Origin of the sequence: Helicobacter heilmannii (assembly GCF_001283065.1) — a bacterium.
Taxonomy (GTDB): domain Bacteria; phylum Campylobacterota; class Campylobacteria; order Campylobacterales; family Helicobacteraceae; genus Helicobacter; species Helicobacter heilmannii.
Window position 1 is genome coordinate 36,150 of the sequence record NZ_CDMK01000001.1, and the last position, 25,444, is coordinate 61,593.

Annotated in this window: 29 protein-coding genes and 2 tRNA genes; 25 read left to right on the top strand and 6 right to left on the bottom strand. The window is 48.9% G+C overall.

Translation table 11 applies throughout. From position 1 onward, the window contains the following. Nucleotides 1–2: 2 nt before the first annotated feature. Nucleotides 3–128, bottom strand: coding sequence for a beta/alpha barrel domain-containing protein (locus AOG36_RS09190; RefSeq protein WP_015107516.1), 126 nt, complete (start codon nt 126–128; stop codon nt 3–5). A 134-nt stretch (nt 129–262) separates the two neighbouring features. On the opposite strand from AOG36_RS09190, the gene recA reads away from it, so the two are divergent. Genes recA through AOG36_RS00225 form a run of 5 tightly spaced genes read left to right on the top strand, consistent with a single transcriptional unit; the run spans nt 263 to nt 4,699 of the window. After that, nucleotides 263–1,327 carry a recombinase RecA gene (gene recA, locus AOG36_RS00205; protein ID WP_269431078.1) on the top strand — a complete coding sequence of 355 codons (1,065 nt, stop codon included), beginning with the start codon at nt 263–265 and terminating at the stop codon, nt 1,325–1,327. Between the two features lie 8 nt (nt 1,328–1,335). After that, nucleotides 1,336–1,581, top strand: a complete 246-nt coding sequence (locus tag AOG36_RS00210) for a hypothetical protein (protein WP_015107518.1) — start codon at nt 1,336–1,338, stop codon at nt 1,579–1,581. Then, nucleotides 1,581–2,165: an AMIN domain-containing protein gene (locus AOG36_RS00215; protein WP_015107519.1), complete on the top strand. Its 585-nt coding sequence runs from the start codon at nt 1,581–1,583 to the stop codon at nt 2,163–2,165. Before AOG36_RS00210 ends, AOG36_RS00215 begins: the two co-directional genes overlap by 1 nt. Nucleotides 2,166–2,186: 21 nt before the next feature. Further along, nucleotides 2,187–3,821: a CTP synthase gene (pyrG, locus tag AOG36_RS00220; protein ID WP_015107520.1), complete on the top strand. Its 1,635-nt coding sequence runs from the start codon at nt 2,187–2,189 to the stop codon at nt 3,819–3,821. Continuing rightward, nucleotides 3,821–4,699, top strand: a complete 879-nt coding sequence (locus AOG36_RS00225) for a pseudouridine synthase family protein (RefSeq protein WP_015107522.1) — start codon at nt 3,821–3,823, stop codon at nt 4,697–4,699. The genes pyrG and AOG36_RS00225 overlap by 1 nt, the downstream gene beginning before the upstream one ends. On the opposite strand, the gene AOG36_RS00230 is transcribed toward AOG36_RS00225, so the two are convergent. Next, nucleotides 4,691–5,683 carry a HoxN/HupN/NixA family nickel/cobalt transporter gene (locus AOG36_RS00230; RefSeq protein WP_015107523.1) on the bottom strand — a complete coding sequence of 331 codons (993 nt, stop codon included), beginning with the start codon at nt 5,681–5,683 and terminating at the stop codon, nt 4,691–4,693. The genes AOG36_RS00225 and AOG36_RS00230 overlap by 9 nt on opposite strands. 117 nt (nt 5,684–5,800) lie before the next feature. On the opposite strand from AOG36_RS00230, the gene AOG36_RS00235 reads away from it, so the two are divergent. After that, a tRNA-Ile gene (locus tag AOG36_RS00235) sits at nt 5,801–5,877 on the top strand. A gap of 13 nt (nt 5,878–5,890) precedes the next feature. After that, nucleotides 5,891–5,966: transfer RNA gene (locus AOG36_RS00240), tRNA-Ala, on the top strand. Nucleotides 5,967–5,971: 5 nt separating this feature from the next. Here the strand turns inward: AOG36_RS00240 and ruvB are convergent. Then, nucleotides 5,972–6,979, bottom strand: a complete 1,008-nt coding sequence (ruvB, locus tag AOG36_RS00245) for a Holliday junction branch migration DNA helicase RuvB (RefSeq protein WP_053825328.1) — start codon at nt 6,977–6,979, stop codon at nt 5,972–5,974. Then, nucleotides 6,979–7,785, bottom strand: a complete 807-nt coding sequence (gene panB, locus AOG36_RS00250) for a 3-methyl-2-oxobutanoate hydroxymethyltransferase (RefSeq protein WP_053825329.1) — start codon at nt 7,783–7,785, stop codon at nt 6,979–6,981. The genes ruvB and panB overlap by 1 nt, the downstream gene beginning before the upstream one ends. Before the next feature lie 55 nt (nt 7,786–7,840). Here panB and AOG36_RS00255 point away from each other — a divergent pair, with 55 nt between their 5' ends. The 12 genes from AOG36_RS00255 to rimP are packed head-to-tail and all read left to right on the top strand — an operon-like array spanning nt 7,841 to nt 18,434. Beyond that, nucleotides 7,841–8,581, top strand: coding sequence for a hypothetical protein (locus AOG36_RS00255; protein ID WP_231630338.1), 741 nt, complete (start codon nt 7,841–7,843; stop codon nt 8,579–8,581). Then, nucleotides 8,556–9,236: an outer membrane beta-barrel protein gene (locus tag AOG36_RS00260; RefSeq protein WP_053825330.1), complete on the top strand. Its 681-nt coding sequence runs from the start codon at nt 8,556–8,558 to the stop codon at nt 9,234–9,236. Before AOG36_RS00255 ends, AOG36_RS00260 begins: the two co-directional genes overlap by 26 nt. An 8-nt stretch (nt 9,237–9,244) precedes the next feature. Further along, entirely contained in the window at nt 9,245–10,423 is a 1,179-nt protein-coding gene (locus tag AOG36_RS00265) for an outer membrane beta-barrel protein (protein ID WP_053825331.1), read from the top strand. A 9-nt stretch (nt 10,424–10,432) separates the two neighbouring features. Next, entirely contained in the window at nt 10,433–11,770 is a 1,338-nt protein-coding gene (locus AOG36_RS00270; protein ID WP_015107530.1) for a M23 family metallopeptidase, read from the top strand. 4 nt (nt 11,771–11,774) lie between these two features. Next, nucleotides 11,775–12,377 carry a septum site-determining protein MinC gene (locus AOG36_RS00275; RefSeq protein ID WP_015107531.1) on the top strand — a complete coding sequence of 201 codons (603 nt, stop codon included), beginning with the start codon at nt 11,775–11,777 and terminating at the stop codon, nt 12,375–12,377. Continuing rightward, complete coding sequence (gene lpxC, locus AOG36_RS00280; RefSeq protein ID WP_015107532.1) at nt 12,374–13,282, top strand: UDP-3-O-acyl-N-acetylglucosamine deacetylase; 909 nt, start codon at nt 12,374–12,376, stop codon at nt 13,280–13,282. Before AOG36_RS00275 ends, lpxC begins: the two co-directional genes overlap by 4 nt. A gap of 46 nt (nt 13,283–13,328) precedes the next feature. Beyond that, nucleotides 13,329–13,775, top strand: a complete 447-nt coding sequence (locus tag AOG36_RS00285) for a hypothetical protein (protein ID WP_015107533.1) — start codon at nt 13,329–13,331, stop codon at nt 13,773–13,775. Between the two features lie 47 nt (nt 13,776–13,822). Further along, complete coding sequence (thrB, locus tag AOG36_RS00290) at nt 13,823–14,713, top strand: homoserine kinase (protein ID WP_053825332.1); 891 nt, start codon at nt 13,823–13,825, stop codon at nt 14,711–14,713. Continuing rightward, complete coding sequence (locus AOG36_RS00295; RefSeq protein WP_015107535.1) at nt 14,703–14,963, top strand: YlxR family protein; 261 nt, start codon at nt 14,703–14,705, stop codon at nt 14,961–14,963. Before thrB ends, AOG36_RS00295 begins: the two co-directional genes overlap by 11 nt. Next, nucleotides 14,960–17,623: a translation initiation factor IF-2 gene (gene infB / locus AOG36_RS00300; protein ID WP_053825333.1), complete on the top strand. Its 2,664-nt coding sequence runs from the start codon at nt 14,960–14,962 to the stop codon at nt 17,621–17,623. Before AOG36_RS00295 ends, infB begins: the two co-directional genes overlap by 4 nt. After that, entirely contained in the window at nt 17,623–17,967 is a 345-nt protein-coding gene (gene rbfA, locus AOG36_RS00305; protein WP_015107537.1) for a 30S ribosome-binding factor RbfA, read from the top strand. The genes infB and rbfA overlap by 1 nt, the downstream gene beginning before the upstream one ends. Continuing rightward, on the top strand, nt 17,967–18,434 hold the full coding sequence (rimP, locus tag AOG36_RS00310) for a ribosome maturation factor RimP (RefSeq protein ID WP_015107538.1): 468 nt from the start codon (nt 17,967–17,969) through the stop codon (nt 18,432–18,434). The genes rbfA and rimP overlap by 1 nt, the downstream gene beginning before the upstream one ends. 67 nt (nt 18,435–18,501) lie before the next feature. Here the strand turns inward: rimP and AOG36_RS00315 are convergent, their stop codons facing one another. Next, nucleotides 18,502–18,714 (bottom strand): tautomerase family protein, encoded by a 213-nt coding sequence (locus AOG36_RS00315; RefSeq protein ID WP_015107539.1) that lies wholly within the window; start codon nt 18,712–18,714, stop codon nt 18,502–18,504. A gap of 101 nt (nt 18,715–18,815) precedes the next feature. On the opposite strand from AOG36_RS00315, the gene rpmE reads away from it, so the two are divergent. From rpmE to selB, 6 genes are read left to right on the top strand one after another with little or no spacing between them, the layout of a single operon-like run. Next, on the top strand, nt 18,816–19,019 hold the full coding sequence (gene rpmE, locus AOG36_RS00320; protein WP_006017939.1) for a 50S ribosomal protein L31: 204 nt from the start codon (nt 18,816–18,818) through the stop codon (nt 19,017–19,019). Between the two features lie 2 nt (nt 19,020–19,021). After that, entirely contained in the window at nt 19,022–19,861 is an 840-nt protein-coding gene (gene rsmI, locus AOG36_RS00325) for a 16S rRNA (cytidine(1402)-2'-O)-methyltransferase (RefSeq protein WP_015107540.1), read from the top strand. Beyond that, the gene (locus AOG36_RS00330) at nt 19,862–20,536 is read left to right on the top strand and encodes a TrmH family RNA methyltransferase (protein WP_015107541.1); all 675 of its coding nucleotides are present in this window, start codon (nt 19,862–19,864) and stop codon (nt 20,534–20,536) included. Next, entirely contained in the window at nt 20,533–21,801 is a 1,269-nt protein-coding gene (locus AOG36_RS00335) for a hypothetical protein (protein ID WP_015107542.1), read from the top strand. The genes AOG36_RS00330 and AOG36_RS00335 overlap by 4 nt, the downstream gene beginning before the upstream one ends. Then, nucleotides 21,798–22,613, top strand: coding sequence for a hypothetical protein (locus AOG36_RS00340; protein ID WP_053825334.1), 816 nt, complete (start codon nt 21,798–21,800; stop codon nt 22,611–22,613). The genes AOG36_RS00335 and AOG36_RS00340 overlap by 4 nt, the downstream gene beginning before the upstream one ends. Then, nucleotides 22,613–24,448 carry a selenocysteine-specific translation elongation factor gene (gene selB / locus AOG36_RS00345; protein WP_015107544.1) on the top strand — a complete coding sequence of 612 codons (1,836 nt, stop codon included), beginning with the start codon at nt 22,613–22,615 and terminating at the stop codon, nt 24,446–24,448. Before AOG36_RS00340 ends, selB begins: the two co-directional genes overlap by 1 nt. On the opposite strand, the gene AOG36_RS00350 is transcribed toward selB, so the two are convergent. Further along, a complete protein-coding gene (locus AOG36_RS00350) occupies nt 24,426–25,424 on the bottom strand; it encodes an SMP-30/gluconolactonase/LRE family protein (RefSeq protein WP_231850659.1) in 999 nt (332 codons plus the stop codon). The genes selB and AOG36_RS00350 overlap by 23 nt on opposite strands. Between the last annotated feature and the right edge of the window lie 20 nt (nt 25,425–25,444).

Genomic DNA, 25,444 nt, shown 5'->3' on the forward strand with positions numbered 1-25,444 from the left:
ACCTAGCATCCGCTCGAGCCAAACCCGCATTGCACTTGGCGATCCACCTTCTCGGCCTCTGGACCCTTCATGGGTTGCAGGCACCCCGCTAAATACAATGCAAAAATCAAGCTCAACAAAGCGCGCATATCTGCCTAAATTTTTACAAAAAACTATTCTAATTTTGCCACACTAAATATAAACCTTTGTTTAAATCCAGCCCCCACTCTAAGTTGATTTTAGCCATTGTTTTGTTAGAATTTGGGCTAAATTTTTAGAAGGGGTGTTGATGGACGAGCAAAAACAAAAAGCGATTGAATCTGCCATTAAACAGATTGACAAAGCCTTTGGCAAGGGAGCTTTGATGCGTCTAGGCGATCGCGAAGTCGAGCACATTGAGGGCATTTCTACGGGCTCTTTGGGGCTGGATGTGGCTTTGGGGATCGGGGGCGTACCTAAGGGGCGCATTGTGGAGATTTATGGGCCTGAATCTAGCGGTAAAACGACTTTAACCCTGCATATCGTGGCGCAGACGCAAAAAAACGGGGGGGCGTGCGCCTTCATTGACGCTGAGCATGCTTTGGATGTGCAATACGCCAAAAAACTAGGCGTGGACACCGATAATCTTTTGATCTCTCAGCCAGACACTGGCGAGGAAGCCCTAGAGATTTTAGAGACTTTGGCGCGCACAGGGGCGGTGGATGTGATCGTGGTCGATTCGGTGGCCGCGCTCACCCCTAGAGCTGAAATTGAGGGGGACATGGGTGACCAGCATGTGGGCTTGCAAGCCCGCTTGATGAGCCAAGCCTTGCGTAAAATCACGGGCATTTTGCACAAGATGAACACGACTCTAATTTTTATCAATCAGATCCGCATGAAAATCGGTACGATGGGCTATGGCAGTCCAGAAACCACCACGGGAGGCAATGCTTTAAAATTCTACGCCAGTGTCCGTATCGACATTCGGCGCATCGCCACGCTCAAACAAAATGAACAGCCCATTGGCAATCGGGTACGGGTGAAGGTGGTGAAAAACAAGGTTGCCCCGCCCTTTAAGGAAGCCGAGTTTGATGTGATGTATGGCAGCGGGATCAGCTTTGAGGGCGAGCTCATCGACTATGGCGTGAAGTTGGACTTTGTGGAAAAATCGGGGGCGTGGTTTAGCTACCAAGACCGCAAATTAGGGCAAGGCAAAGAGGCGGCCAAACTCACACTTAAAAACGAGCCAGAGCTAGCCCAAGAGATTGCCAAGAAAATTAAGGATAAACTCTTTGAGCGCCCGGCTTTGGCCGAGCCTAGCGCACCTGAAAGTCCAGAGCCTCAACAACCCTCTAGTGAAGTGGATTAAGGGTTTTAGTGTGGCAAGTGTGGTGGGCCTATCGGGGGCTCTTTGTGATTTTTGGACTGGTCGTGGCTTTGGGAGTGTATATGGGGTGTTTGCTCTTTGGAGATAATTCTTACGAGGTGCTGGCAAATCTTAAGGTCCGGCAAGCCAAGCTATATGAAAGGGTACAGAACTTGCAGTACGAGAACGCCAAATTGCAAAAACAGCTGTTTGAGCTCAAAGAGTTAGAACCCCCGAAAAACGATGGGCGGTTTTGATGTCTAAGTGGTGGGTGTTTTTGTTGCTCGGAGCTTTGGTGGCTCGAGAAGACCCCTTTGAGTCCTCCAAGAGCATGGGGCGTATGGGACTGGGCGATGAGGTCCCCGATTACTTCCGCTACATTAATGTCAATTTACCCAGCACAGCACGGGTACTCACCAAGGTGACCCTAACCTACAAAAGCATCGATGCATCTGTGCACTCCCAAAGTGTGGACATCGACCAACGCATCGATTGGCACTACCCCATCAAGGTGACCCAACAGGCTGCAATCTTAGGGGTGGAGGACAATATTTATCGTGTTGGGGACTTTGATTTTTGGATCCATGGCAACAAACTCTACCTACACACCTCTGATAAAATCCAACGCTCCTTTGTGCTCATCGACCCCTACCGCCTCATCATCGACATCGATCGGGGAGAAAGGGCTTTACAAGACCATAAGGAAATCCATAAAAAATATGTGAACAGCGTTGCCCTAGAAACCCACGACAATTTTTACCGCTTTTCTATTGTCCTAGACGGGCAATACCAATACAAGATCGAGCAAAAAAACAACTACTTAGTGATCGATCTGCGCTAATTTTTACAAGGATTACACCAAATGTCTGTTGCGACTAAATTTGTTTTTATTACGGGTGGGGTGCTTAGTTCCCTAGGCAAGGGCGTGGCTTCGAGCTCTTTGGCGCATTTATTGAAACTCTGTCATTTTAAAGTAGACATGTTGAAGATCGACCCTTACATCAACATCGACCCGGGTACGCTTAGCCCCTTTGAGCATGGCGAGGTCTTTGTCACCGCCGATGGGAGTGAAACAGATCTAGACATCGGGCACTATGAGCGCTTTTTGAATAAAGACTTTTCTAAAGAAAACAACTTCACCACCGGGCAGATTTATCTAAGCGTGATTGAAAAAGAGCGCGAGGGTAAATATTTAGGCAAAACAATTCAGGTGATCCCCCACATTGTGGAGGAAATCAAAGAGCGGATTTTAAAACTGGGTGCGGACAAGGACTTTGTGATCGTGGAAGTGGGTGGCACGGTGGGCGACATCGAGGGCATGGTCTATTTAGAGGCCATAAGAGAACTTAAAAACGCGCTGGGTTCTAAACAAGTCGCCAACATCCATGTAACCCTAGTGCCCTACATCGCCACTAGCCAAGAGCTCAAAACCAAACCCACGCAGCACTCCATCATTGAGTTACGCCGCTTGGGTGTGAGCGCGAATATCATTTTAGCCCGTTGCAGCCAAGACTTGGGGGCGGATTTAAAAGCCAAGATCGCGAGCAGTTGCGATGTACCCGTGCAAAATGTCATCCAAGCCAAAGACGCACCCACCATCTACGCCTGCCCCACCAACTACTTACAAGAAGGGCTTTTAGAGGCGTTGTTTAAATATTTTGGCATCCAAGCCACGCTAGACAAACGGCAGCTGGATTTGTGGGCGGGGCTCGTGCATAACATTTTAACCCCCCAAAAGACCATCAAAATCGCCTTTGTGGGTAAATATGTGCATTTGAGCGAGTCGTATAAAAGCCACTTGGAGAGTATGGTTTGCGTGGGGGCGCATTTAAAAGTCAAAGTCGAGCCCATCCTCATCGACAGCGAGGAGCTTGAACTCAAAGAGGGCGAAAGCCAGACTACATTGAAGGCTAGGGTGGCGCATTGCTTGCAGGACATGGATGGCATTTTAGTGCCCGGGGGCTTTGGCTCAAGGGGCATTGAAGGCATGATCAACGCCATCACTTACGCCAGAGAGCATAAAAAGCCTTTCTTTGGGGTGTGCTTGGGGGCGCAGGTGATGGTGATCGAATTTGCCCGCCATGTTTTGGGCTTAAAAGGGGCGCACTCGAGCGAATTTGACGAACACGCCCCACATAAGGTGATTGACCTTTTAGCAAGCCAAGCCAACACCACCCACAAGGGCTCGAGCATGCGCCTTGGCACGCATAAAATCAGCTTAAAAGAGGGCTCGCTCATTGCCAAGGCTTACAATGTTCTAGAGGTGTATGAACGCCACCGCCACCGCTACACCATCAACCCCAACTACCTCAACGACTACGCTAAAGCTGGGCTAGAGGTGGTCGCCACCAGCTGTGATCACAGCCAAAACCTCACCGAGGGGATGGCTTTAAAAGATTACCCCTTCTTTGTGGGTGTGCAATACCACCCCGAATTCACCTCTCGTTTAATTGCCCCAAACCCGCTCTTTAAGGCGTTCGTGCAAGCCTGTATGTGATGCCCTTTGTCGCCGAGATTTTCACCCCAACAGCCCCCATCAAGGCGGCAAAATTTGTCTCTGAGATTTTAGCTTGCAGCCTAAGGCAAGCCCAAAGCTATATTGATCGGGGGCGTTTAACCACCCTAAGCGGACAAAGGCTTAAAAAGGCGCAAATCTTAAACGAACCCGTGCGCCTGCTCTTTTTTAAACCCACCTCCACCCCCAAGTTTGCTCCCATTTTTGCCACCCCCTATTTTGCCCTCTACTACAAGCCCAAAAACCTCTATAGCCACCCCAAAAACTACAGCACCCATAGCTTATATGAAAGCATTTACGCCAACAACCCTAAAGCCCGCTTAATCCACCGCCTAGACTATGAAACCAGTGGCCTGATTTTAGTAAGCCAAGCCAAGGCGCATGAAAACGCGTTAAGGGAGTTGTTCAGCTCTAGGCATATCCAAAAAACTTACTATGCTCGCGTGGTGGGGGATTTACGCGCCTATGCCAAAGGGGCGTTTAGCGTGGTGTTGCCTATCCTTGAGCCCTCCAGCATTAGGGGGGATTTAGGCGTGCGCTCCAAAATCGACCCACAGGGCAAATTCAGCACCACCACCATAGAGATTACAAGCTACAACCCTAAGACAAACCAAACCCATTTAAAAATCATGCCCCTAACCGGGCGCACCCACCAAATTCGCTTACACCTAAGCGCGTTGGGCTATCCTATCGTGGGCGAACCGCTCTACATTGAAGACAACCACGCAAGGGCGTATTTGGACGCAAAAAAGGCAGACTTCTTAGGTGCGCTTGGGCGTTATCAAACCCATTTAGCCCTAGAGGCGGTGGGTTTAGAATTTAGTCTATATGGTCTGCGCTACGCCCTAAGCTTAATCTAGACGCTCTTGCTTTTCTAGCCCGCTTAAATGCCAAATGCCAAAAGACACCCCCCACACCAGCACAAATAAACCCACCAAGTAAAAGCCCAAATCCCCAAAATCTAAATGCTGCAAATAACCTAAAAACCCGCCAAGCTCCCAGTGCAATTTTTCACTAAGCACTTGAAACAGCTCGATGAGCCCAATGAGAAGTGCCACCAGCACGCCTAAACTTGTGATGGTGATGTTGTAGTAAATCTTACGCAAAGGGGTTTTAAACGCCCAGTCATAAGCCTTCACCATAAACACTCCATCGCAGGTGTCAAACAAGCTCATGCCCGCCGCGAATAAAATAGGCAGGGAGAGCATGCCAAGAAAACTCACCTTAATGGCACTGCTAGAGAGGGCGAGTAGGGCGATTTCGCTTGCTGTGTCAAAACCTAACCCAAATAACAGCCCAATGGGGTAGATGTGCCAGCTTTTGGAGATGAAGGCAAAGAGGGGCTTAAAAAAGCGGTTTAAGAGTCCGCGCTCTTGCAAGAGTTTTTCTAGGGCTTCTTGGTCGTGGTGGGCGTTGTGGCGAGTATGTTTAAAGACTTTAAATAAGTCAATTAAAATCACGCCATTTAACACCCCCACCACCAATAAGAAAAAGCCAGACACCAAAGTCCCCACCACGCCCCCGATTTGGGCGAGCATGGGCGTGTGCTCTTTCGCCCAATGCAAAGCCAAAGCCGTAACGATCGTCATCACAATCACCACGCTAGAGTGCCCCATAGAGAAGTAAAAGCCCACACCCATAGGGTTTTGTCTTTGTTGGGAGAGTTTGCGGATGGTGTTGTCGATGCAAGCAATATGGTCGGCATCAAAGGCGTGCTTCGTGCCTAGGAGGTAAGCCGTGATGGCTGCGCCATAAAAGACAGGGTTATGTGCTAAAACCAGCAACACCAGCCCCAAAATGTGTAAAAATAAAACCGCTAATGCATAGGGTAGCCATAAACGCATTTTTAACCTTATTTTTCTAGTTTAAATAATATCGCATTCTAACATTAATGCTCTGTGTTTCAGCTAATTTTTAGGAAATCTAAGATAGAATGTATGTTTTTAAGTTGAAGGACTTAAGGGCTTATAGCTCAGGTGGTTAGAGCGCACCCCTGATAAGGGTGAGGTCAGAGGTTCAAGTCCTCTTAAGCCCACCATGTACTCCACCTTGGGGGATTAGCTCAGCTGGGAGAGCGCCTGCTTTGCACGCAGGAGGCCAGCGGTTCGAGCCCGCTATCCTCCACCATTCCATCAATCAAACAAAAAGTGTTTTATCGGTTTTAACTTCAAAACTTCGTAAGTCTTAGGTGTGGCGATACGCCCTTTAGCCGTGCGCTCTAAATAGCCATTAGCCAGCAAAAAGGGCTCGATCACCTCTTCAAGCGTGCTTTCATCCTCGTGCATGCTCGCTGCCAAGGTGTTTAACCCTAGTGGTCGCCCCTTAGCCCCCACAAGTAGGTTTAAATAGCGTAAATCTAAGCTGTCTAGTCCGTGTGCATCCACACCCAAAGCTTCTAGGGCGTGCTGGGTGGTTTTTAAATTAATTTGCGCTTCACTAAAGCTGTCCGCAAAGTCGCGCACCCGCTTTAAGAGGCGCAGGGCAATGCGCGGCGTGCCCCTGCAGCGCTTGGCAATCTCTAAACTCGCTGGGGTTTCAATGGGTTTGTTTAGCTTCAAGCTGGCTTGGGTGATGATGGCCTGCAGTTCTTCAATGCTGTAAAATTCCATGCGAAAATGCATGCCAAAGCGATCCCTTAAGGGGTTGCTTAGCATCCCCGCCCTCGTGGTCGCGCCGATGAGCGTGAAGGGGGCTAGGTCGATCTTGATGGTCTGTGCGGCCGCCTTGGAGCCGATGATGATGTCTAGCCTAAAATCCTCCATTGCCGGGTAGAGCACCTCTTCAATGGCCGGGCTTAGGCGGTGGATTTCATCGATGAATAAAATTTCTTGGGGCTTTAGGTTGGTGAGCAGGGCAGCTAAATCGCCTGTTTTTTCAATCATAGGGGCGGTGGTGACCTTGATCGGGGTGTTGAGTTCCTTAGCGATGATGTGGCTTAAAGTGGTTTTGCCCAGACCGGGGGGACCAAAAAATAAGATGTGATCTAAAGTGTCGCCGCGCTTTTTGGTAGCATTGATGGAGACTTGTAAGAGCTTTTTTAAGGGTTCTTGCCCGATGTATTCTTGCCATAAATGCGGTCTTAGGCTTAAGCTCTCCTGTTCTTCAAACTCCAGCTTTTCTAAATCCACCACCCGGTCCATTAATAACTCTCTTCATGGCTAGGAAAATTGCCCGCTTGGATATCGGCAACATAGCGTGTTAGGGCTTCTTGGATTAAATTTGCTCCCTCTAAATAGGTGCGTACAAACTTAGGCTTAAAAGCACTAAATAGCCCTAGCATGTCGCTAAAGACCAAAATCTGCCCATCGCAACCCGCCCCACTGCCTATGCCGATGGTGGGGATTTCTAATTTTGCACTAATTTCTTGTGCCACGCGCGCCACCACGCCCTCTAAGACGACTAAGCTAGCCCCTGCCTCTTGCACGGCTAAAGCGTCCTCAAGCACTTTTTGTGCGCTTTGCGCGTTTTTACCCACGATCTTATAGCCCCCCACGCCCCGCACACTTTGGGGCAATAGCCCCACATGCCCGATGACTGCCACGCCTTCATCAACCAAGGCTTTAATGATGGGAGCCTTTTTGACTCCCCCCTCTAATTTCACGGCATCGGCTAGGCTCTCTTGATAAAAGCATAGGGCGTTTTTCACGGCTTGTTTTGTTGTGGTGTAGCTGCCATAGGGCATGTCTGCCACGATAAATGCCCGCTTCGCCCCATTGCACACCGCTTTGGTGTGGTAAAGCATTAAATCCATGTTCGCGCTTAGGGTGTCTAACTTGCCATTAAAGCTCATGTTTAAACTATCGCCCACTAAAATAAAATCAATGATGGGATCAAAAATGGAAGCAAAAAGGGCATCGTAAGCCGTGATTGCGCTGATTTTGCTGGCTGGATTGCCCTCTTTGGGGTGTTTTTTGGCATGCAAGGCATTTAGGGTGATTTTTTTCATAGATAGCCTAGTTTTTAGGACATTTTACCTTTAAAATGCTATGATAAGGCTAAAGATGCATGCATGCCTTGTAGCTGTTTGGAGTGATGAATTGAGAATCAATAGCGGGGTTTTTGCCCCCTTTTTGCTTTTGCCACTTTTTTTATGGGGGTCAGACCAAATTGATTATGAGCACTTAGACCCTAGGTATTACAAATACATCAAGTTTTACGAAGCCTACACTGATAAACGGGTGAAACAACTCATCACCGACATCCAAGATGCCGAGAAAAAAACAGGATTGATGATCGGGCTTAGCACGGGGTTTTTTTACAATAACCAAATCAGGGAGCGCACGGGCAGTGCCACCATCACGGGCAATAATCTCAACTACCTATGGGCAATTGGGGTGCGCTTTGGCTACCAGACCTTCCGCCCCTCTTTGTTTGCCAAGACCTTCCGCCCCAATGTGGTGGGCCGGCGCATTTACATTGAATACATCGGGGGCGTACCCAAACAATCGCGTTTTGGGCGCGTCGCTTACCAAAGTGCGATGATCAACGCAGATTTGATGATCGATCCGGTGTTGCCCTTTGTGGGGCGGTATTTGTCGGTGGGCTTCATTTTGGGTGTGGGTGTGGGTGTGGTTGCACAGGGGATTAGCACCAACTCATTTTTTGGAATGATGGCCAATACGGGCGTGGCGTTTAACTTTTTTGGGCATAACCGCGTGGAGTTGGAGTTTAAACTGCTCGCCAATAAGGACATTTCGTGGTGGGGAGGGATTGTGCATGTGGGCTACCAATATGTCTTTTAAGCCCCTTGTTTTGTGTGCTTGTGTGGTTTGTGTGCTGAGTGCCAGGTCTGCCATCCAAGAAAGGCAATTCGAGATTTACATGCTCAAAGGGCAGCTTTATGAAGCCGAACAAGCCAAGTTAGACCAAAAAATGGCAAAGAAAAAGAGTGGGTTGTTTTTGGGAGCTGTGCTAGCAGAAACAAGTTTAAAGGTCAATGGGATCACCAACAAGGGTTTTCCCTTGATCTATGGCGTGCGTGTGGGCTACCAAAAGTATTTGGGCCGTAGCGAAGTGGCAGGGTTGCGCCTATATGGGGAGTATCTAGGTGGGGTGGCACAAAGTGTGCTACAAGCAGGGCAAACCAGTACCTACCAAATCGCTACGATGGACTTAGACCTCGTGATGGACAAGCCCGTAGATAAATACAAAAAATACGCTGTGGGGGTCTTTGGCGGACTTGGCGTGGGCTGGAGTGGGTATAAGGACTACGCAAGTGCTAAGAACAACCCAAATGGCTTTGGACTTATCATCAACTTGGGCGTGGCTCTTACTTTAAACACGCGCCACCGCATCGAGCTGGCCCTGAAAATCCCGCCGATCAAGTACAGCCACGCCTTTTCGTACTCGTTTGCGGGCGGAAATATCTATTACATCAGCTATAACTTTCTACTCTAAGGGATTTAATGAGAACTTTTTTGGCAATGGGTCTTGTGTGGGCTTGGATGCAAGCCCAGCCTTTGCCCGCTTTAGTGGCTGTTTCTGACATGCTTGAAGAAGATCCAAGCATGGGTGGCCCTACAGACAATCTACAGCCCTATTTATTGCCCGAAGGGGAGTTGCAACGACCTAAGCCCCAACCCCAAAGCCCCCAAATCGCCCCTCATAAATCCCCAAGCAAGCCCACACAGACCATCGAAGACGATTTGCATGTCCTGCCCTCCAAAGTCCAAGAAGACACAAAAGTCCAAGACTTTCAAAACCCCAATCGTCTGCGCAATCTCGATGAGCAAATCCAAAACCTCAAAGAGCAAATCAAGGACATGGGGGTTGTGCCCCAAACCCAATATAAATCCTCTAAATCCCCTAAAAACACCCATGCAAAATATACCAGAAAAGATAAGCGGGCAAGGAAGGCACTCAACCGCCAAATCGGCAAAGACAAAAGCGGATTTTTCTTAGGCGGAGGCTATGGCTGGGGGCTCATCACTGAGTCTTACAACAGCCAACAAGCCAAAAGTGTGGTTTTAGGGACTCCAGAACAACAAGAGATGTTTAGCACCTTGCCCAATTTGAGCGGGGCGGCCAACATGATGAATGTGGAGCTGGGCTACCAGCAGTATTTTAACCCCTACTTTGGCACCCGTATTTATGGGGATTTGCTCTTCATCCCCGGGTTTGGCAAATACACCACGCTCAATGGCAACACGACTCCTAGGGGCTTTGGGGGATTTTTTTATGGGCTGGGTTCTTTAAACATGGACATGCTCTTTGACGCGCCCCTTGAAAGGCAGAAAAAGCATTTTATCGGGGCGTATGCGGGCTTTGGCGTGGGGCTGATGGTACTTAAAGATAAACGCTACAATGCCTTTAGCCAAGTGGTGCAAGCTGGTTTTAGCAGTCCAGACACCCTGTGGCACACCTTGGTACAGGTGGATTACACGATCAATCTTGGCGTGGCGTTCACTTACAACCGCCATTTGCGCTTTGAAGTGGGGACAAAAATCCCAATCACCTACTTGCGGCTGGGTTTTGAAACCCCCGCCATTTACACTAGCAAGAGCAACAGCCAACAGCTCATTAGTGAAGATACGGGCTTTAAGCGCAGTAGCTTGCTTGTGATGAACATTTTATATGCCTTCTAAGGGGGTTTTGTGTTGTGGCGCATCGTTTTAACGGCTTTGTTGGTGACGGGGGGTTATTTAAGTTACAACTACACCATCACCAAAGAAAATACGGCCCATGTTTCTCTAACCATGCATGTGGCTGCACCACGGCCCAGCGTCATAGAAAACCCCACGCATTGGAATTTAAAATCCAATATCCAAGTAAATCTAGCCACCCCAGCTAAAATCCGCTCTTACCACATTAAAACCACCACCAATAACCACTTGGTTGTGTATGAGAAGGACCAAATCGTCCTAGACGAGCCCACGAGTTTAAGTTTTGAGTTGCCCAAGCCCACCATCCAGCTGGGCGACCAAACCCTCTTGCGTTATGAAATCCAGGTGAGGGACTGGAGTTACGCCAATTTTTTCAATGGTAACACCAGTACGAAGGTTTTTGATTTGGTTCTAGACACCACCCCCCCTAAAATCCAAACGATTGCCCAGTCGCGTCGCATCACCTATGGAGGAAGTGCACTTGTGGTCTTTAAGGTACAAGAGGACGCGCTCGATCGGGTGTGGTTCAACAACGGCTTTGAGGACTTCAAAGTGTTTTCTTTCATGAAGGATGGCTACTATATCGTGATCTTCCCTTGGTCTTTGCTCCACCGTACTTTTGATGGGGAAATTTTTGCGAGGGACAAGGCCTATAACCTCACCAGTCTGCCTCTAAGATTGATCAAAAATACCAAAGTATCTATCCGTGCATACACCACAGACTTGAGCAAGGACTACAAAAGCAAACAAGCCGCCCTAGAGAGTCTAAAACATTTGCCCGCTCTCAACCGCTTGGATGCAAGGTTGGGCATCCAGCAGACCATCCAAGAAGATTTAAAGAAGGTCTTGGCTTACGAACCCATTGCCCTAAACCCTTTCAGACCCTTGGGCAATAAACCACGGATTTTAGCCACTTTTGGTACCCGCAAAATCTACACCTTCGGCAAGGAGAGAGTGGGTGAGTTCACCCACTACGGCGTGGATTTCTTTGGACGGCACTCTAAAATTGTGGCGAGCAACCTGGGGAGGGTAGTGCTAGAAGAGGAGATCGAAAGTTATGGCAAGAGTGTGCTCATCTCGCACGGTCTAGGGGTGTATGCGATGTATGGGAGCTTATCGGACTTCTTGGTCAACAAGGGAGACACCCTAGAGCCAAATAGCGTGCTGGGTTATAGTGGCAAGAACAGAACCAGCAAGTATGACCATGTGCACTTCAATATTTTGATCCAAGGGGTGCCGGTTTATCCCAATGAGTGGATGGATGCCCATTTCATCAACAGCCTGAACGACACCATCCAAGAAGCACAACACAAAATCCAGGAGAAATAAAACGATGCTAAGGACACGACAAAAGCAAATCCGTTGTTTTGAACTGGAGGGGGCTGAAAGCCAAGAGTACTTAAACTTCATTGACAAAAACGCCCCTTTGCTCAAAAATTATTTGCTCTTGTTTAAAACCCCCATCCCCCCTGAAGTACAACAAAGCTTACAAAAATACGAACTTGCCTACAGCTTTAGTCCCCAAGAACTCCATGGCAAAATAAGCAGCAATACCATGCTTTACGAAGCCTTAGACCTTAAAGAGCAAGAACCACCAAAGCTCCAAGAAAATCCCAAAAACCCCCAAGTGCAAATCTATGAGCGGCACATCCGTAGCGGGGAGGAGATCGACAGCCCTTGCAGTCTAGTGATTCTAGGTAATGTCAACCATGGAGCGAAGATTTACACCGAGCAAAACATCAATATTTACGGTAAATGTGAGGGGATCATCATTTGCATGGGTGCATATATGGTGCTTCAAAATGTCTCCTCCCCACATATTGTCTTTCAAGGTGAAATCCTAAGCCAAGTACATTTAGATCTCATTAATGAGAACACAAAATTAAAACTGATTACTAAAAATGGCGATATAGTCAACATAAAGGACATTGCATGAAACAGAGAACAATTGCTAAACAAGTGGAGTTAGTCGGCATCGGTCTACATAAGGGTGTGCCGGTCAAAATGATTTTAGAGCCCATGCCAGCGGGTGGTGGGATTGTTTTTAAGCGATCGGATTTAGGTGTAGACATCACCTTAGAACGCACCAATGTGATCGACACCACGATGGCGACCACTCTAGGTAGCCACACTAACCCACAAGCTAAAATCTCCACGGTTGAACACCTGCTCTCTGCTATCAGTGCTTACGGAATCGACAATCTAAAAATCTCTGTAGATAATGAAGAGATTCCCATCATGGACGGCTCCGCCATCGCCCATTGCATGCTCTTGGATGAAGCGGGCATTGCTGAACTCGAAACCCCAAAGCCCTTCATGCGCATCACACGAGAGGTCAAAGTGCAAGAGGGTCCCAAGTTTGTTAAAATTGGCCCAGCCCCCCTGCTCTCTTTTGATTTTAGCATTGACTTTGCCCACCCGGCGATTAGCAAACAGCATTACAACTTTACCTTCTCCAAACACGCCTACAAGGAACAGATCGCCAAGGCTAGGACATTTGGCTTTTTGCAAGAGGTGAATTACTTGCGCTCCATTGGGTTAGCCAAGGGGGGCAATTTAAATAATTGTATTGTGTTAGACGAGCATGGTATTGTAAATAAGGAGGGCTTGCGCTATGAAGATGAGTTTGTGCGCCATAAAATCCTAGACGCGATGGGCGATCTTACCTTTTTAGGCATGAGCGTAGTCGGGGCTTACCAAGCTTGCATGGGCAGCCACAAACTCAACGCCCAACTTGTGCAAAAGGTGCTTGAAACCAAGGCTTATGAGATCGTGCATTTGAATTTAACCCCAAGCTTGCAACAAGTCAAATCTATGGAAATGGTGCACGCCTACCATTAAACCACTTAGCAACGCAACTAAAGGTTGTCAAGTCCTGATCCTTTCTTTGCAAGAACCCACCCAAGTCGGGGTTTACGCCTTGGATGGGCGGTTCTTGCATGCTTTCAACTCAAACGAACGCACCAACACTGCCTTAATCCAAATCTTTGAAGCCATGTTAAAATGGCTGGAAATGCGGCGTTTAAGCATCCAAGCCCTTTGCTATGTGAGGGGGCCGGGCAGTTTCATGGCGATGAAACTCACGCACATTTTTGTGCATGCATGGGTGCTCTTAAACCCCACCCCATTACGCTCTGCCCTAGGTTTTGCCTTCAACGAGAACAGCCCCATTAAAGCCTTTGGTAAGTCCTTTTATGTGTATGAGGGCGATCAGGTGGTGCTTAAAACCTTTGAGAGTCCACCCCCATGCCAAGAAATGCGCTTACCCCCCACTTTAGATCCGCTTTTATTTAGCACAACCAACGAACCGCTGTATTTTTTACCCCCCGTTTAAGGAATTTAGGTATAATGGAGAGCATATATTGAAAATCAGGAAGTGGATTGGTCGTTAGTGTACCTGCTACGAGTGCAAACTTAGGGCCCGGTTTTGATTGCTTGGGCTTAGGTCTGTCGCTTAGAAACCGCTTTAGTGTGATTCCCGCCACCTTTACCAGCATCAGAATCCAAGGCGAGGGCGAGGGGTTTTCTAAATTCTTGGTGGATAATATTTTTGTCAAGATTTTTAAGGAATCGTTGGCCAAGCGGGGGATCAACGAGAATTTTGAGTTTTCTTTTTATAGCTCCATCCCCATTTCTCGGGGACTTGGGAGTAGTTCGGCGATCATTGTAGGGGCTTTGGGGGCTCTTAGCTATCATTTGCACAGAAAGCTAGACAAAGAGGCGATTTTAGAGGAAAGCTTGGTGTATGAGAACCACCCCGACAATGTTACGCCCGCCATTTTTGGGGGTTTTAATGTGGCGACGGTGGAGAAGATCAATGGACGGCTTAAGGCCTACCACCTGCGCACCAAAGTCCCTGACTACCTTAAGGCGGTGGTGGTGATCCCCACGTACTCGATCTCTACGAAGTTTGCTAGACATGCTCTGCCTAAACGCTACAGCAATACCGATGCGATCTACAATCTCTCCCGCTCGAGTCTAATGGCGATGATTTTTATGCAAGAAAAGTGGGAGCTGTTGCGCGTGGCTTCTAAGGACCGCTTGCATCAAGATAGGCGCATGCGCCTTTATCCTGTGCTCTATGGGGTGCAAAAGCTCGCCTTAGAGAACGGGGCACTGATGAGTACACTCTCTGGCAGTGGATCGTCCTTTTTTAATCTCTGTTATGCTGAAGATGCGCCTGATTTACAAGCAAGATTACAAAAAAAGTATTATAACTTTAAGGTGATGGTTTTAGATTTTGACAATGAAGGAGTGCAGGTTGAGGATTAGTGCCTTTTGTTCTAAAAATGCCATGCGTACTTGTGTGTGTTGCCGCCGGAGTTTTTCACAGGCGGTCTTGTTGCGCTTTAGCGTGCAAGAGGGGCGCATTCTACCCTTTAGCGGTGTGGGGCGTAGTTTTTATTTGTGCCGTGCGTGTTTGGACAATAAAAACCTTTTAAAACAAGTGTTGAGAACCAAAAATACCCCCAAAGACAAACAATATTTGCAAAGCTGGCTAGAGGAGATCAGGACAAAATGAGCGACATTACCTTAAAAGACTTTGCCCTAGAGTTGGGGCGCACCGATGTGAAAATGGTGATCGAAGAGGCGAAAGAAATGGGCCTTAGCCTGAAAACCAATTCTAAATTAGACGCAGAAACCGCCGGCAAGCTCTATGACTTCATCACCAACAAGAACGCTCCTCGTGCACCAAAAGTCGCCCCCAAACAAGAGGCAGCTAAAGAAGAGAACACGCCCAAAAAAGAGCCCGCCAAAGCCGCGCCTAAAAAGCCCCAAGTACAAAAAAAGCGCAGCATTGAGATCGTGAGCACCGGCGAAAAACCTAAACCTACCCCCAGGAGTGCCACCCCTAAAGACGCGCCTAAAAAGGTACAGGCAGAGGCAAAGGTGGAACCAAAGGCAGAAAAAGTAGAGATACTAGAAAAGATAGAAACTCTAGAGCCAAAAGCTCCAGAGGCCACCCCGACCCCCCCACCTCCACCCACAACCGAGCCACTCTTAAGGCGCACAAGGGGCATTCGCATCGTCAAACGCACGGATCAGGAGGAAGCCACGCTTGCTAGAGCCGCTGCGCGAGCGAGCGCGCTTAGCACCAAGCCCAAAGAACAGATCAAACCTAAGAAATCTACCAAGCCCGCCAAAAGCACCGCTAAACCGGGCGCAAAGAGCCGGGCGCATAAGCTGGACTTCTCTCAAGATAGGGGTTTTAACGATCTTTACGAGGACGAGCAAGATGAGGTCATGCTCTTTGACTTCCATGTCAAGGATTTAGAGGAAGAGGAAGCTCCTGAAGAGGCCACCCCGCGCCCCCTAGCCGATCGGGTTAAAATCCAGCGTAAAAACCCATGGATGAGCGAGGGGGGCATCCGCCGCTCCACAAAAAAAAGGCGAGTTTATCGCCCCGACAACACGCAAAAAGGCGTGCAGGGGAGCATCACGATCTCGGAGGAAGTGCGGGTTTATGAGTTTGCCGAGAGTGCTAATTTAAACCTCGCCGATGTGATCAAAACCCTGTTTAGCCTTGGCATGATGGTTACCAAAAACGACTTCTTGGATAGAGATGCCATTGAGATTTTAGCGGCAGAATTTGGGCTAGAGGTGGTGATGGAAAGCACGCAGGTGTTCGTAGAAGAGGCCACACAAGCCGAGGCGAGCGAGGAGGATTTGAGCGAGCGCGCGCCCGTGGTTACGATCATGGGGCATGTGGATCACGGCAAAACCTCGCTTTTGGATAAAATCCGCAACCAGCGCGTAGCAGGCAGTGAGGCTGGGGGGATCACCCAGCACATCGGGGCTTATATGGTGCAAAAGGGGGGCAAAGAGATCGCCTTTATCGACACTCCCGGGCACGAGGCCTTTAGCCAAATGCGTAAGAGGGGAGCGCAGGTTACCGACATTGCCATTATTGTGATCGCCGCAGACGATGGGGTCAAGCCCCAAACGATCGAGGCACTCAAGCAAGCCAAAGAGGCGGGCGTGCAGATCATCGTAGCGATGAATAAGATCGATAAAGAAAACGCCAATGTGGATAAGCTCAAGGCAGAATGCGCTGAGCTGGGCTTCAACCCCAGGGATTGGGGCGGGGAGCACGAGTTTATCCCTATTTCGGCTAAAACAGGCGAGGGTATCGACAATCTCTTGGAAACGATTTTGATCCAAGCCGAGATCATGGAGCTCAAGGCATCGCCCAGTGCCACGGCTAAGGCGGTGGTGTTGGAGGGGAGCGTGGAGAAGGGCCGGGGGGCGGTGGCGACTGTGATCGTGCAAAATGGTACGCTGAAAGTGGGCGACCCGGTGGTTGCCGATGTCGCCTTTGGTAAGGTGCGCGCCATGACAGACGATCAGGGCAAGGTCATTAAAGCCCTAGGCCCTTCACATGTGGCACTCATCACAGGGCTTAGCGAAGTGCCCATGGCGGGCTCGGTCTTGGTGGTGGTCGATAGCGAAAACACCGCTAGGAGTTTGGCGCATAAAAAGGCGACTTACTTGCGCCAAAAGGCTTTAAGCAAGAGCACCAAGGTGCATTTAGACGAGCTCGCTTCGATGGTCGCCAATAAAGAATTGCAAAATATCCCCATTGTGCTTAAAGCCGACACCCAAGGCAGCCTAGAGGCAATCAAGCATAGCTTGCTCGCCTTAAACAATGAGGAGGTGAGCCTGCAGGTGATTGGCGCAGGGGTGGGCTCGATCAGTGAAAACGATTTGAGTCTTGTTGCCAACAACCACCACGCCTTGGTGTTGGGCTTTAATATCCGTCCCACGGGCAATGTCCGCATTAAGGCTAAAGAATTGTGCGTGGAGATCAAAACCTACAGCGTGATTTACGCCTTGATCGATGACATGAAAGCCCTTGTGAGCGGCTTGATGAGCCCCGTTGTGGAGGAGGAGGACACCGGCCAAGCTGAGGTGAGAGAAACCTTTGTGATCCCCAAAGTAGGTACGATCGCGGGTTGTATGGTGGTCGATGGCGTGATCAACAAGGGCATCAAAGTGCGCTTGATCCGCGATGGCGTGGTGGTACATGTGGGCAAAATCGTGTCCTTAAAACGCTTTAAAGACGATGTGAGCGAAGTGTCTAAGGGCTATGAGTGCGGGATCATGCTCGATCACTACAACGATGTACGGGTGGGCGATGTCTTTGAGAGTTTTAAAGAAATCCACAAAACAAGGGTGCTTTAATGGAAAACATACACGCCAAACGCCTGGATGCGGGGCTTTTAGAGTATTTACAAGAAGCGTTGAGTGCACTCGATGATCCCCGCTTAAGCGGGCTCACCTTAACCAGAGTGCATTGTTCTAAGGGAAAATACCACGCCCAAGCCTACATAGACGGGGTATTTTTAAACCAAGAGGAGCGCACAGAGAGTCTTAAAGCCCTAAAAAAGGCAACCCCCATGCTTAAGGCGCATGTTTTGCAGGTGAGCGGATGGTTTAAATGCCCCAACTTTGTCTTTGCCATTGATGAGAGTCTAGAGGAGCAACAAAGGCTCGATGCCCTCTTTGCGCGTATAAAGGCAAATTGATGGACACTCTCGAATTAGAACAACTCTTGAAAAAAACCCTAGAGGGCATTAACTGCGCCCTTTACGATGTGGCGTTTTTAAAAGAGAACCGAACCGATATTTTAAGAATCAGCATTAAGGCCTTAGATCGCCCCACAAGCCTCGATGTGTGCCAAGAGGCAAGCTTGCTCATCTCTCCGCTTTTAGATGTGCGCATGCCAGGTTTAAAAGACTACACCCTAGAGGTAAGCTCTATGGGGTTAGAGCGCACTCTTAGCAAACCCCGCCATTTTGCCCTATCGATCGGGGAGTTGTTGGAGTGCAAACTTGTTGATAACACCCGTATAAGGGGCGTGCTAGAGAGTGCACAGGGCCAAGAGATTGTGCTAAACATGGAGGGCACACCAACCTCCCTAATACTGGCGCAAATCAAAAAAGCCAAAACGATTTTTGAATTTGGCAAGGCGAAAAACCCCAAGAAGACTTAAGTTTTATGCCTTTAGTGGGGTTTGCTTGCAAGCCCTAAACCGCCCACCCATTTAAGAGGCTTGGGTTTTATTTTTTGGCGTTTTGGCGGATTTCGCACACGCTTTGCCCGCCAATGCCCCAACTATCTGGAGTGAGCTCCTCAATGAGTACCACCGTGGTGGCGCGGTTTTTATTCAACACTTTGACTAATAAATCTGTTGCGCCCTCAATGAGAGCCTTTTTTTGCTCGGGGGTTACGGGGGTTTCTTCCTTGGCAAGTTTGATGTTGATAAGAGGCATGGTTTTCCTTTATTTTGATTTGCCCGCCTATTTTAGCAAAAACCACCCCCAAAAACTAAGCAAAGATAGGCTATAATCGGCGAAAACTTTGAGGAGTTTTAGTGAAAAAAGGCATCCACCCCGAGTATGTACCTTGCAAGGTTACTTGCGTTACCAGTGGTAAAGAGATTGAGGTTTTAAGCACCAAGAGCGAGCTAAGGATCGACATTTCCAGCTTCTGCCACCCCTTTTACACCGGTAGCGACAAAATCGCCGACACTACAGGACGTGTTGAGCGCTTCAAACAAAAATACAAAATGCAATAAACTTGCTCACTCTCAGCGCAACCCCTATTGGCAACCTGAAGGATGTCACTTGGCGGGCTTTAGAAGCCCTGGCCAACTGCGCCGTATGCTTGTGTGAGGATGTACGCGTGGGTAAAAGGCTCTTGTTTTTGCTTAAAAGTCAAGCGTGGGCAACCCCTTTAAAAAACACCGCCCCCAAGCAGTTTTTGCCCTTCCACTCTCACAACCAAGAGGCGTTTTTGCGCCAAACCCCCCCAAGCTTCTTTACAGAGCAGGAAGTCGTGTTTATCAGCGATGCGGGTATGCCCTGCGTGAGCGATCCGGGTGCAAAGCTAGTCGCCTTCGCCCAAGAGCACAAGATCCCCTATGTAGTCTTGCCTGGGGCCAGCGCGTGCGTGGGGGCTTATAGTGCCAGCGGGTTTGAGAGCGCGGGCTTTAACTTCGTAGGCTTTTTGCCCCCAAAGGCACTAAGCAGGCGCACTCTCTTGGCAAGGCTTAAGGGGCAGGGGGGCGTTTTCGTGTTTTACGAAAGCCCACAAAGACTTTTAGACACTCTTGAAGATTTGAGTGCGCTTTTTAGCCGCTCTAGTTTGTTTGCCATAAAAGAGGTGAGTAAATTACACGAACAGCGCTTTAAAGGCTCTGTGCTTAAGGTCGCCACAGAGCTTAAGGCCTTGCAGGGGAGCAAAGCCCTGCTTGGTGAGTGGGTGCTGGTGCTAAACTGCCAAGAGGAGGCGGAGTTAAGCCTCTCTTACACGCAGATTAGCCAAATGTCTTTGCCCCCCAAAGTCAAGGCAAAACTCTTAGCCCGGCTCACAAACACCGCTCCCAAAGCTCTCTACGCCAAAACTTTAGAGGGTTAAATGGTTGTTTTTGGCAAACAAGTGGTGATACACATGTTAAAAAACCATCCCGATAAACTCCAAGAACTCTACTTGGCCAAGGACATAGACCCCAAAACCTTTAGCCTGCTTAAAGGTGTGCATATCCCCATCACTCGTTTGGACTTTAAAAAAGCCCAAGCACTGGCAAAAGGGGGCAATCACCAAGGCTTTTTGGCTAAAGTCTTCCCCCCCACTTTAAGTGATTTAGCCACGCTAAAGACTTATGACCGCTTATTGGTGCTGTGCGGACTTAGCGATATAGGCAATGTGGGGGCGTTGTTTAGGAGTGTGGTAGCACTTGGGTTTGAGGGCGTGCTAATCGATCGCCCCCTACCCTATGAGGGTTTGGTTCGGGCAAGTTTGGGCGCGCTCTATAGCGTGCCTTTTTGCGTGTGCCCCAATCTCTTGGATGCCATTTGTGCGCTTAAGGGGGCGGGCGTAGTATGCTATGGGGCGCATTTAGAGGGTGCGGATGTGCGCTTTGTGGATTTTGCGCCCCGTTTGGCAGTGTTTCTAGGGGCTGAGGGAGAGGGACTAAGGACAAAAATTCTTAACAAAATGGATGGCTTGCTACATATTTGCATGCAAGAGGGCAGCAACTCTTTAAATGTGAGTGTAGCGGGGGCTATAATCATGGATAGGGCAAGGAAATGAACGAAGAAGAAAAAAGCAAGAAACTGGACGAAACTTTGGCATTGTTGGCCAAGAAGGGCATGGCAACGATCGCGCAAGACACCAAGCTGTCAAACCCCAAAATCAAGGCGATTTTGGAAAAGGATTTTGATTCTGTGCAAAGGGTGCATGCCGTGGGCTTTGTGCAGATTTTGGAGAAAGAGTATGGGGTGGATTTGAGCCAATGGCTCGTGGAGTATGACCAAAACCTCTTTGGGATTAAAAGAGAAAGCGGGCTTTCTAAAGAACCCCAAAGGTCCCAAGAACCCCATAAACAAAAACACACGCCAAAAACAGAGTCAGCCAAGCAACAGAGCCAAGAACCCCCTAAAGTGCAAGAACAAGAACAAGCCAAAGAACAGCCCGAAAAACTAGAACAGACTAAAGAGTCTCAAGCGCAAGAACAAGCCAAAGAATCTAAAAAACCCTCTAGTAAATCCAAAGTACCCGAAAAACTACAAGAGCCAAAAAGACAGGAACAACCGCCAAAAGAGAAACCCGAGTGTACCCAAGAGTATGTTTCCCCCTTTTTAGACAATAAGAAAGTAGGTGAGCCCACCCCCCCCACCCCCGAGTCCAAAAAGTCTAAATCGTTTTTAGTTTTACCGGTGGTGTTGGTGGTGGGGCTTGGGGTGTTCTTCTTTATCAACCACTACAAAGACTCCAAAGATCAAGAGGACACAACGACCCAAGAGCAAAAAATCAGCCCAAGTAGTGATGTAGAAAGCAAAGCCAAAGAACCCCAAGCAGCCCTAACAGCCAGCAAAGACGAACAGCCCGCTCCAACCTCGTCCACTCCCAAAGACAGTAACCTCAAAGACCCCGACCAGGCCAAAACAGAGGCCACCCCTAAACCCCAAGAAAGCAAAGCCCTCCAAAGCGCACTAAAAACTCCCACAGCCCCCACAAGCCTAAAAACAGCCCAGGCCACAACTCCCCCCACTGATGCCCCCAAACAAGCAACAGAGTACCCTAAAATTGTCATCACCCCCACCAAGGGTGCGCTGTGGGTAGAAACCATCGATCTAAAAACCAAACATAAAAGCCAAACCACCATTACAGAGCCCTTCAGCTTAGACACCCAGGGGCATAGATGGCTCTTGGCTTTTGGTAATGGGCATTTATCCATTGAGGCGGAGGGCAAACGCATGGATTTTAATAGGGACCGCTCTGTACGCCTACTTTACACCCCTAAAAGAGGCTTTGTCCGCTTGAGTCTAGCCCACTACCAAGAACGCAGCCAGTGAGAATATTGTTCCTGGGTGCGTTCTTGTGTGCCCTTTTAAGTGCTGATGCGCTCGATGCCAAGATCAGAAACTTGATGGACCGCTCGTTCTACCAAATCAACCAGAATTTTATCCGTAGGGTATTTCAAGACCGCGCTAGCTTTTACGACCAAGGCACACTCCAAATAAGAAAGGTCTTAACCACCCTAAAAGAAAACGGGCTCCTGCCTTTAAAATTTAACCACCCCTCTTTACTGCAAGTGCGCTTTGTGGCTAAAACCTCTCCCCTACTTTTGCTTAAAACCATCCAAAGTGTGCTCTCTTCCATGGGCTATGCTTACTTTAGTGTCTTGCAGGTACAACACCAAGAGGACACCAGTAGCGCGACCTTTAGCTTAAGCACTGAATATGCCCTAGACCCCACGCTCACCGCCAAACTCTTTGCCAAATACGGCTTTGATTTAGTGGATTTGGGGCGCAAGAATATCAAAGAATGGACCTACGCCTTTAGAGTGCTCACGCCTCGCCTGGCCCATGCCACACCTTTAATCCCCACCGGGCACGCCCTAGAGCTTAAAGAAATCAGCGGAGAGTATTGGCTAGACATCACCAGCCCCGGGCATTTGGTGGTCTTTGCCCGCAGCGCGGAGTGGCAGCCACAAGTGAGTTTGTTTGACTCTTCCTTACACATCTTGAAGTATATGGCGGCAGAGAACCCCACCGAGAAAATCAGCCTACACCTTGATCGTAAAGTCCGCTTTGTGCGGGTGAGCGATGTGAACAACCCCCTTGTGCTTAAGGGGGGGATTAAAGTTTTACTGCAGCCCAGATAATGCCTCCTTATTTTCTCCTAGGCACCTGTGGGCATATTGACCACGGCAAAAGCGCGCTCATCAAGGCATTGACGGGATTTGAGGGCGACACCAGTGTGCACGAAAAAGAGAGAGGCATCACCATTGATTTGAGTTTTAGCCATTTAAAGGTTGAAGGGCGCACTTTGGGCTTCATTGATGTGCCCGGGCATAAAAGCCTTATATCTACCATGGTGGGGGGCAGTTTTGGTTTTGACGCGGGGTTATTTGTGGTGGATGCACACGAGGGTGTGAGGGAGCAAACTTTAGAACACGCGTTAGTTCTTTCTTTATTAAAAATCCCTTGTATTTTGGTGCTCTCTAAGGCGGATAAATGCGCGGACATAAGAGCCGCTAAAGAGGCCATTTTAGCTGCCTTAAAGCCCTATCCTTTAGAGATTTTAGAGGTCTTGGCGTGCAGCATTTACATTGCAGAAAGTCTTCAAAAACTTAAAGACTTCTTAAGCACACACCCCTTTAAAAAACGCCAAATGGGTTCAGACTTAGAACAGCTCTTTAGACTGTATGTGGATCGGGTATTTGTGTTGCCCGGGCGGGGGGTGGCGGTGAGTGGGAGCGTGTGGGGCGGGATGGTACACAAGGGCGATCCAGTCTTCATCGCTCCTTTAAACCAGGTGGCGGGGGTAAAGACCTTGCACCAGCATGGCCAGGAGGTAGCAAGGGCGGGCATACACGAGCGCGTGGCTTTGCAATTACAGGGGGTCAAGGCAGGGGATTTAAAGGTGGGCATGCTTTTAAGCACAAAGGGTTATTTGCGCGGCTTTGACAGGCTAGATGTACAGCTTAACACCTACGACAAAGACCCCTTAAAGCACAACCAAAGCGTGGGCGTGCAAATCGGCACCCATAGACTCAATGCTAGAGTGCTTATGTTGGAATACCCTTTTGCCACTTTAGTGCTGGACGCGCCCGTCTTTGCCTGCTATTTGGACATGGCGATTCTTAGTGTGAACCAGCGGGTGTGGGGGGCGGCAAAAATATTAAACCCCATTGTGGATTTGCTCAAAAAGCCCGTGAAATTATCCTTACTTGAAGCCCTAGCCAAAGGGGACTTAAAGAGTGCCTTTAGCCTGCTTGTTAAGGCGCATAAAAAGGGCTTTGGCCTGCTCTCCTCGATGCAGCGCTTTGGCTGCACACACCAAAGAGCCCTAGAGATTGCCAACACTTTGGAGGGCGTTTTGGTCGATGCTAAAGACTTTGTGCTCTATCCTGCTGAGACCCTTAAAGATGTGCTCCACACCATCAAAAACATCTACACCCAAAACCCCCAAGCCCTGCTTAGCCCCAAAAGCCTTAGCTCCAAGCACAGCTACATCAGCCCCCATTTGGCAAATCTAGCCTTTAGCGCGCTGGCTAAAGAAGGGCTTTTAAAGCACGAGCGGGGGCTGTGGCTCTTAGCCCACCAACAATTAGACAAACTCCAAGACAAGTTGCAAGACAAGCTTTACCACCTGCTCTTAGAAGGGCAACTCACCCCCAAAGCCCCCTACAACCTTTACGATTCGTTAGACATTGACCGCCAAGTGGGCGATACGGCACTAAAGACCCTTTGCCAGCAAAAGAAAGTGGTTAGACTTTGCCATAATGTCTTTATTGCTAAAAGTGCTTTAGACAAAGTCTTAAATGCAATGTTAGAGATTTTGCGCACCAAAGGTTGCCTAGATGTCCAGCGGCTCAAAGAAAAGCTAAACCTCTCACGCAAATACGCCATCGCCTACCTAGAACACCTAGACAAGCTGGGCTACACACACAACCAAGACGGCAAACGCAGCCTTAAAAATCCTCCCCAAGCCTAAAGACATACAGATTAGAGCCAGAGGTGACAAACAACAACGCTGGACTATCCTCTGCAGCAAAAACGCGGTGCTGTTGCAGGGTTTGTAAGGCTTTGGGGCTAAGGCTAAAGGCTAAGTTACTCACCACTTGAGGTAAAATGATCTCGCCTAACATGTTGCCCTTGGGATTAAACACTGCAATCCCATGCCCATTGCTCACCCATAAATTGCCGTGCGGATCAACCTTGATGCCATCGGGAAAGCCCGGCTGGATTGTAGCAAAGACGCGCGGGTTGGACAGGTTGCCCTCACCATCGAGGTCGTAGGCGAGGATTTGGTGCTTGAGGTTTTGATCCTCGGGGTTGTGGACAAGTTGGCTGTCGGCGACATATAAGGTTTTGTTGTCCGGGCTTAAAGCGATCCCATTTGGGGTTTTTAAAAGCGGGGTGCTTAGGCGTTTGATCTCGTGTGTAGCGGGGTCGTAGCGGTAGACATACTCATCCCCCTGTTCGTGGATGTTGTACCACAATTTGGGGTCGGTGAAGTAAATGCGCCCCTTGCGGTCGATCGTTAAATCGTTGGGACTGTTGAACTTTTGCCCCTTGTAATTGTCCACAAGCACTTTCCAGTGCCCCTTTTCTAGCCTTTCAATCCCCTTTTTACCATAGTTGGTGGCGAGCAAGTGCCCTTGCCAGTCTAGGGCGTGCCCATTTTGCGGCCCGGCGGGGGTGAACCACGGGCGGACCTGAAAATGTGTGCCGTTTCTTTGTACCAACAGGGCTTCATTGGCGCGTACATCGCTGATGGCCACATCGCCATTGGCCAAGACCTGCGGGCCATCTAGCCACTTGCCATTATTATAGAGCAGTTGGGGTTGCTCTTTGGTGTTGACGAGTTTCCTAAAGGCTTTGTTATAGACTTTATACGTGGCTTCTTGGGCGTGTAAAGCCATCCCCGCTAACAAAATCCCCGTTAAAAAACGCCAAGCTTTTGGCATGCCAATCCTTTGCATTTTAA

Bases quoted from the DNA above. Each gene is read 5' to 3' on its own strand.
- ruvB (WP_053825328.1), bottom strand. From the start codon at position 6,979: ATGGACCGGGTGGTGGATTTAGAAAAGCTGGAGTTTGAAGAACAGGAG.
- AOG36_RS00260 (WP_053825330.1), top strand. From the start codon at position 8,556: ATGTGGGCTACCAATATGTCTTTTAAGCCCCTTGTTTTGTGTGCTTGT.
- AOG36_RS00255 (WP_231630338.1), top strand. From the start codon at position 7,841: ATGCATGCATGCCTTGTAGCTGTTTGGAGTGATGAATTGAGAATCAAT.
- AOG36_RS00265 (WP_053825331.1), top strand. From the start codon at position 9,245: ATGAGAACTTTTTTGGCAATGGGTCTTGTGTGGGCTTGGATGCAAGCC.
- AOG36_RS00230 (WP_015107523.1), bottom strand. From the start codon at position 5,683: ATGCGTTTATGGCTACCCTATGCATTAGCGGTTTTATTTTTACACATT.
- AOG36_RS00350 (WP_231850659.1), bottom strand. From the start codon at position 25,424: ATGCCAAAAGCTTGGCGTTTTTTAACGGGGATTTTGTTAGCGGGGATG.
- selB (WP_015107544.1), top strand. From the start codon at position 22,613: ATGCCTCCTTATTTTCTCCTAGGCACCTGTGGGCATATTGACCACGGC.
- AOG36_RS00215 (WP_015107519.1), top strand. From the start codon at position 1,581: ATGTCTAAGTGGTGGGTGTTTTTGTTGCTCGGAGCTTTGGTGGCTCGA.
- AOG36_RS00330 (WP_015107541.1), top strand. From the start codon at position 19,862: ATGGTTGTTTTTGGCAAACAAGTGGTGATACACATGTTAAAAAACCAT.
- infB (WP_053825333.1), top strand. From the start codon at position 14,960: ATGAGCGACATTACCTTAAAAGACTTTGCCCTAGAGTTGGGGCGCACC.
- pyrG (WP_015107520.1), top strand. From the start codon at position 2,187: ATGTCTGTTGCGACTAAATTTGTTTTTATTACGGGTGGGGTGCTTAGT.
- rimP (WP_015107538.1), top strand. From the start codon at position 17,967: ATGGACACTCTCGAATTAGAACAACTCTTGAAAAAAACCCTAGAGGGC.
- lpxC (WP_015107532.1), top strand. From the start codon at position 12,374: ATGAAACAGAGAACAATTGCTAAACAAGTGGAGTTAGTCGGCATCGGT.
- AOG36_RS00225 (WP_015107522.1), top strand. From the start codon at position 3,821: ATGCCCTTTGTCGCCGAGATTTTCACCCCAACAGCCCCCATCAAGGCG.
- panB (WP_053825329.1), bottom strand. From the start codon at position 7,785: ATGAAAAAAATCACCCTAAATGCCTTGCATGCCAAAAAACACCCCAAA.
- rbfA (WP_015107537.1), top strand. From the start codon at position 17,623: ATGGAAAACATACACGCCAAACGCCTGGATGCGGGGCTTTTAGAGTAT.
- AOG36_RS00275 (WP_015107531.1), top strand. From the start codon at position 11,775: ATGCTAAGGACACGACAAAAGCAAATCCGTTGTTTTGAACTGGAGGGG.
- AOG36_RS09190 (WP_015107516.1), bottom strand. From the start codon at position 128: ATGCGCGCTTTGTTGAGCTTGATTTTTGCATTGTATTTAGCGGGGTGC.
- AOG36_RS00335 (WP_015107542.1), top strand. From the start codon at position 20,533: ATGAACGAAGAAGAAAAAAGCAAGAAACTGGACGAAACTTTGGCATTG.
- AOG36_RS00315 (WP_015107539.1), bottom strand. From the start codon at position 18,714: ATGCCTCTTATCAACATCAAACTTGCCAAGGAAGAAACCCCCGTAACC.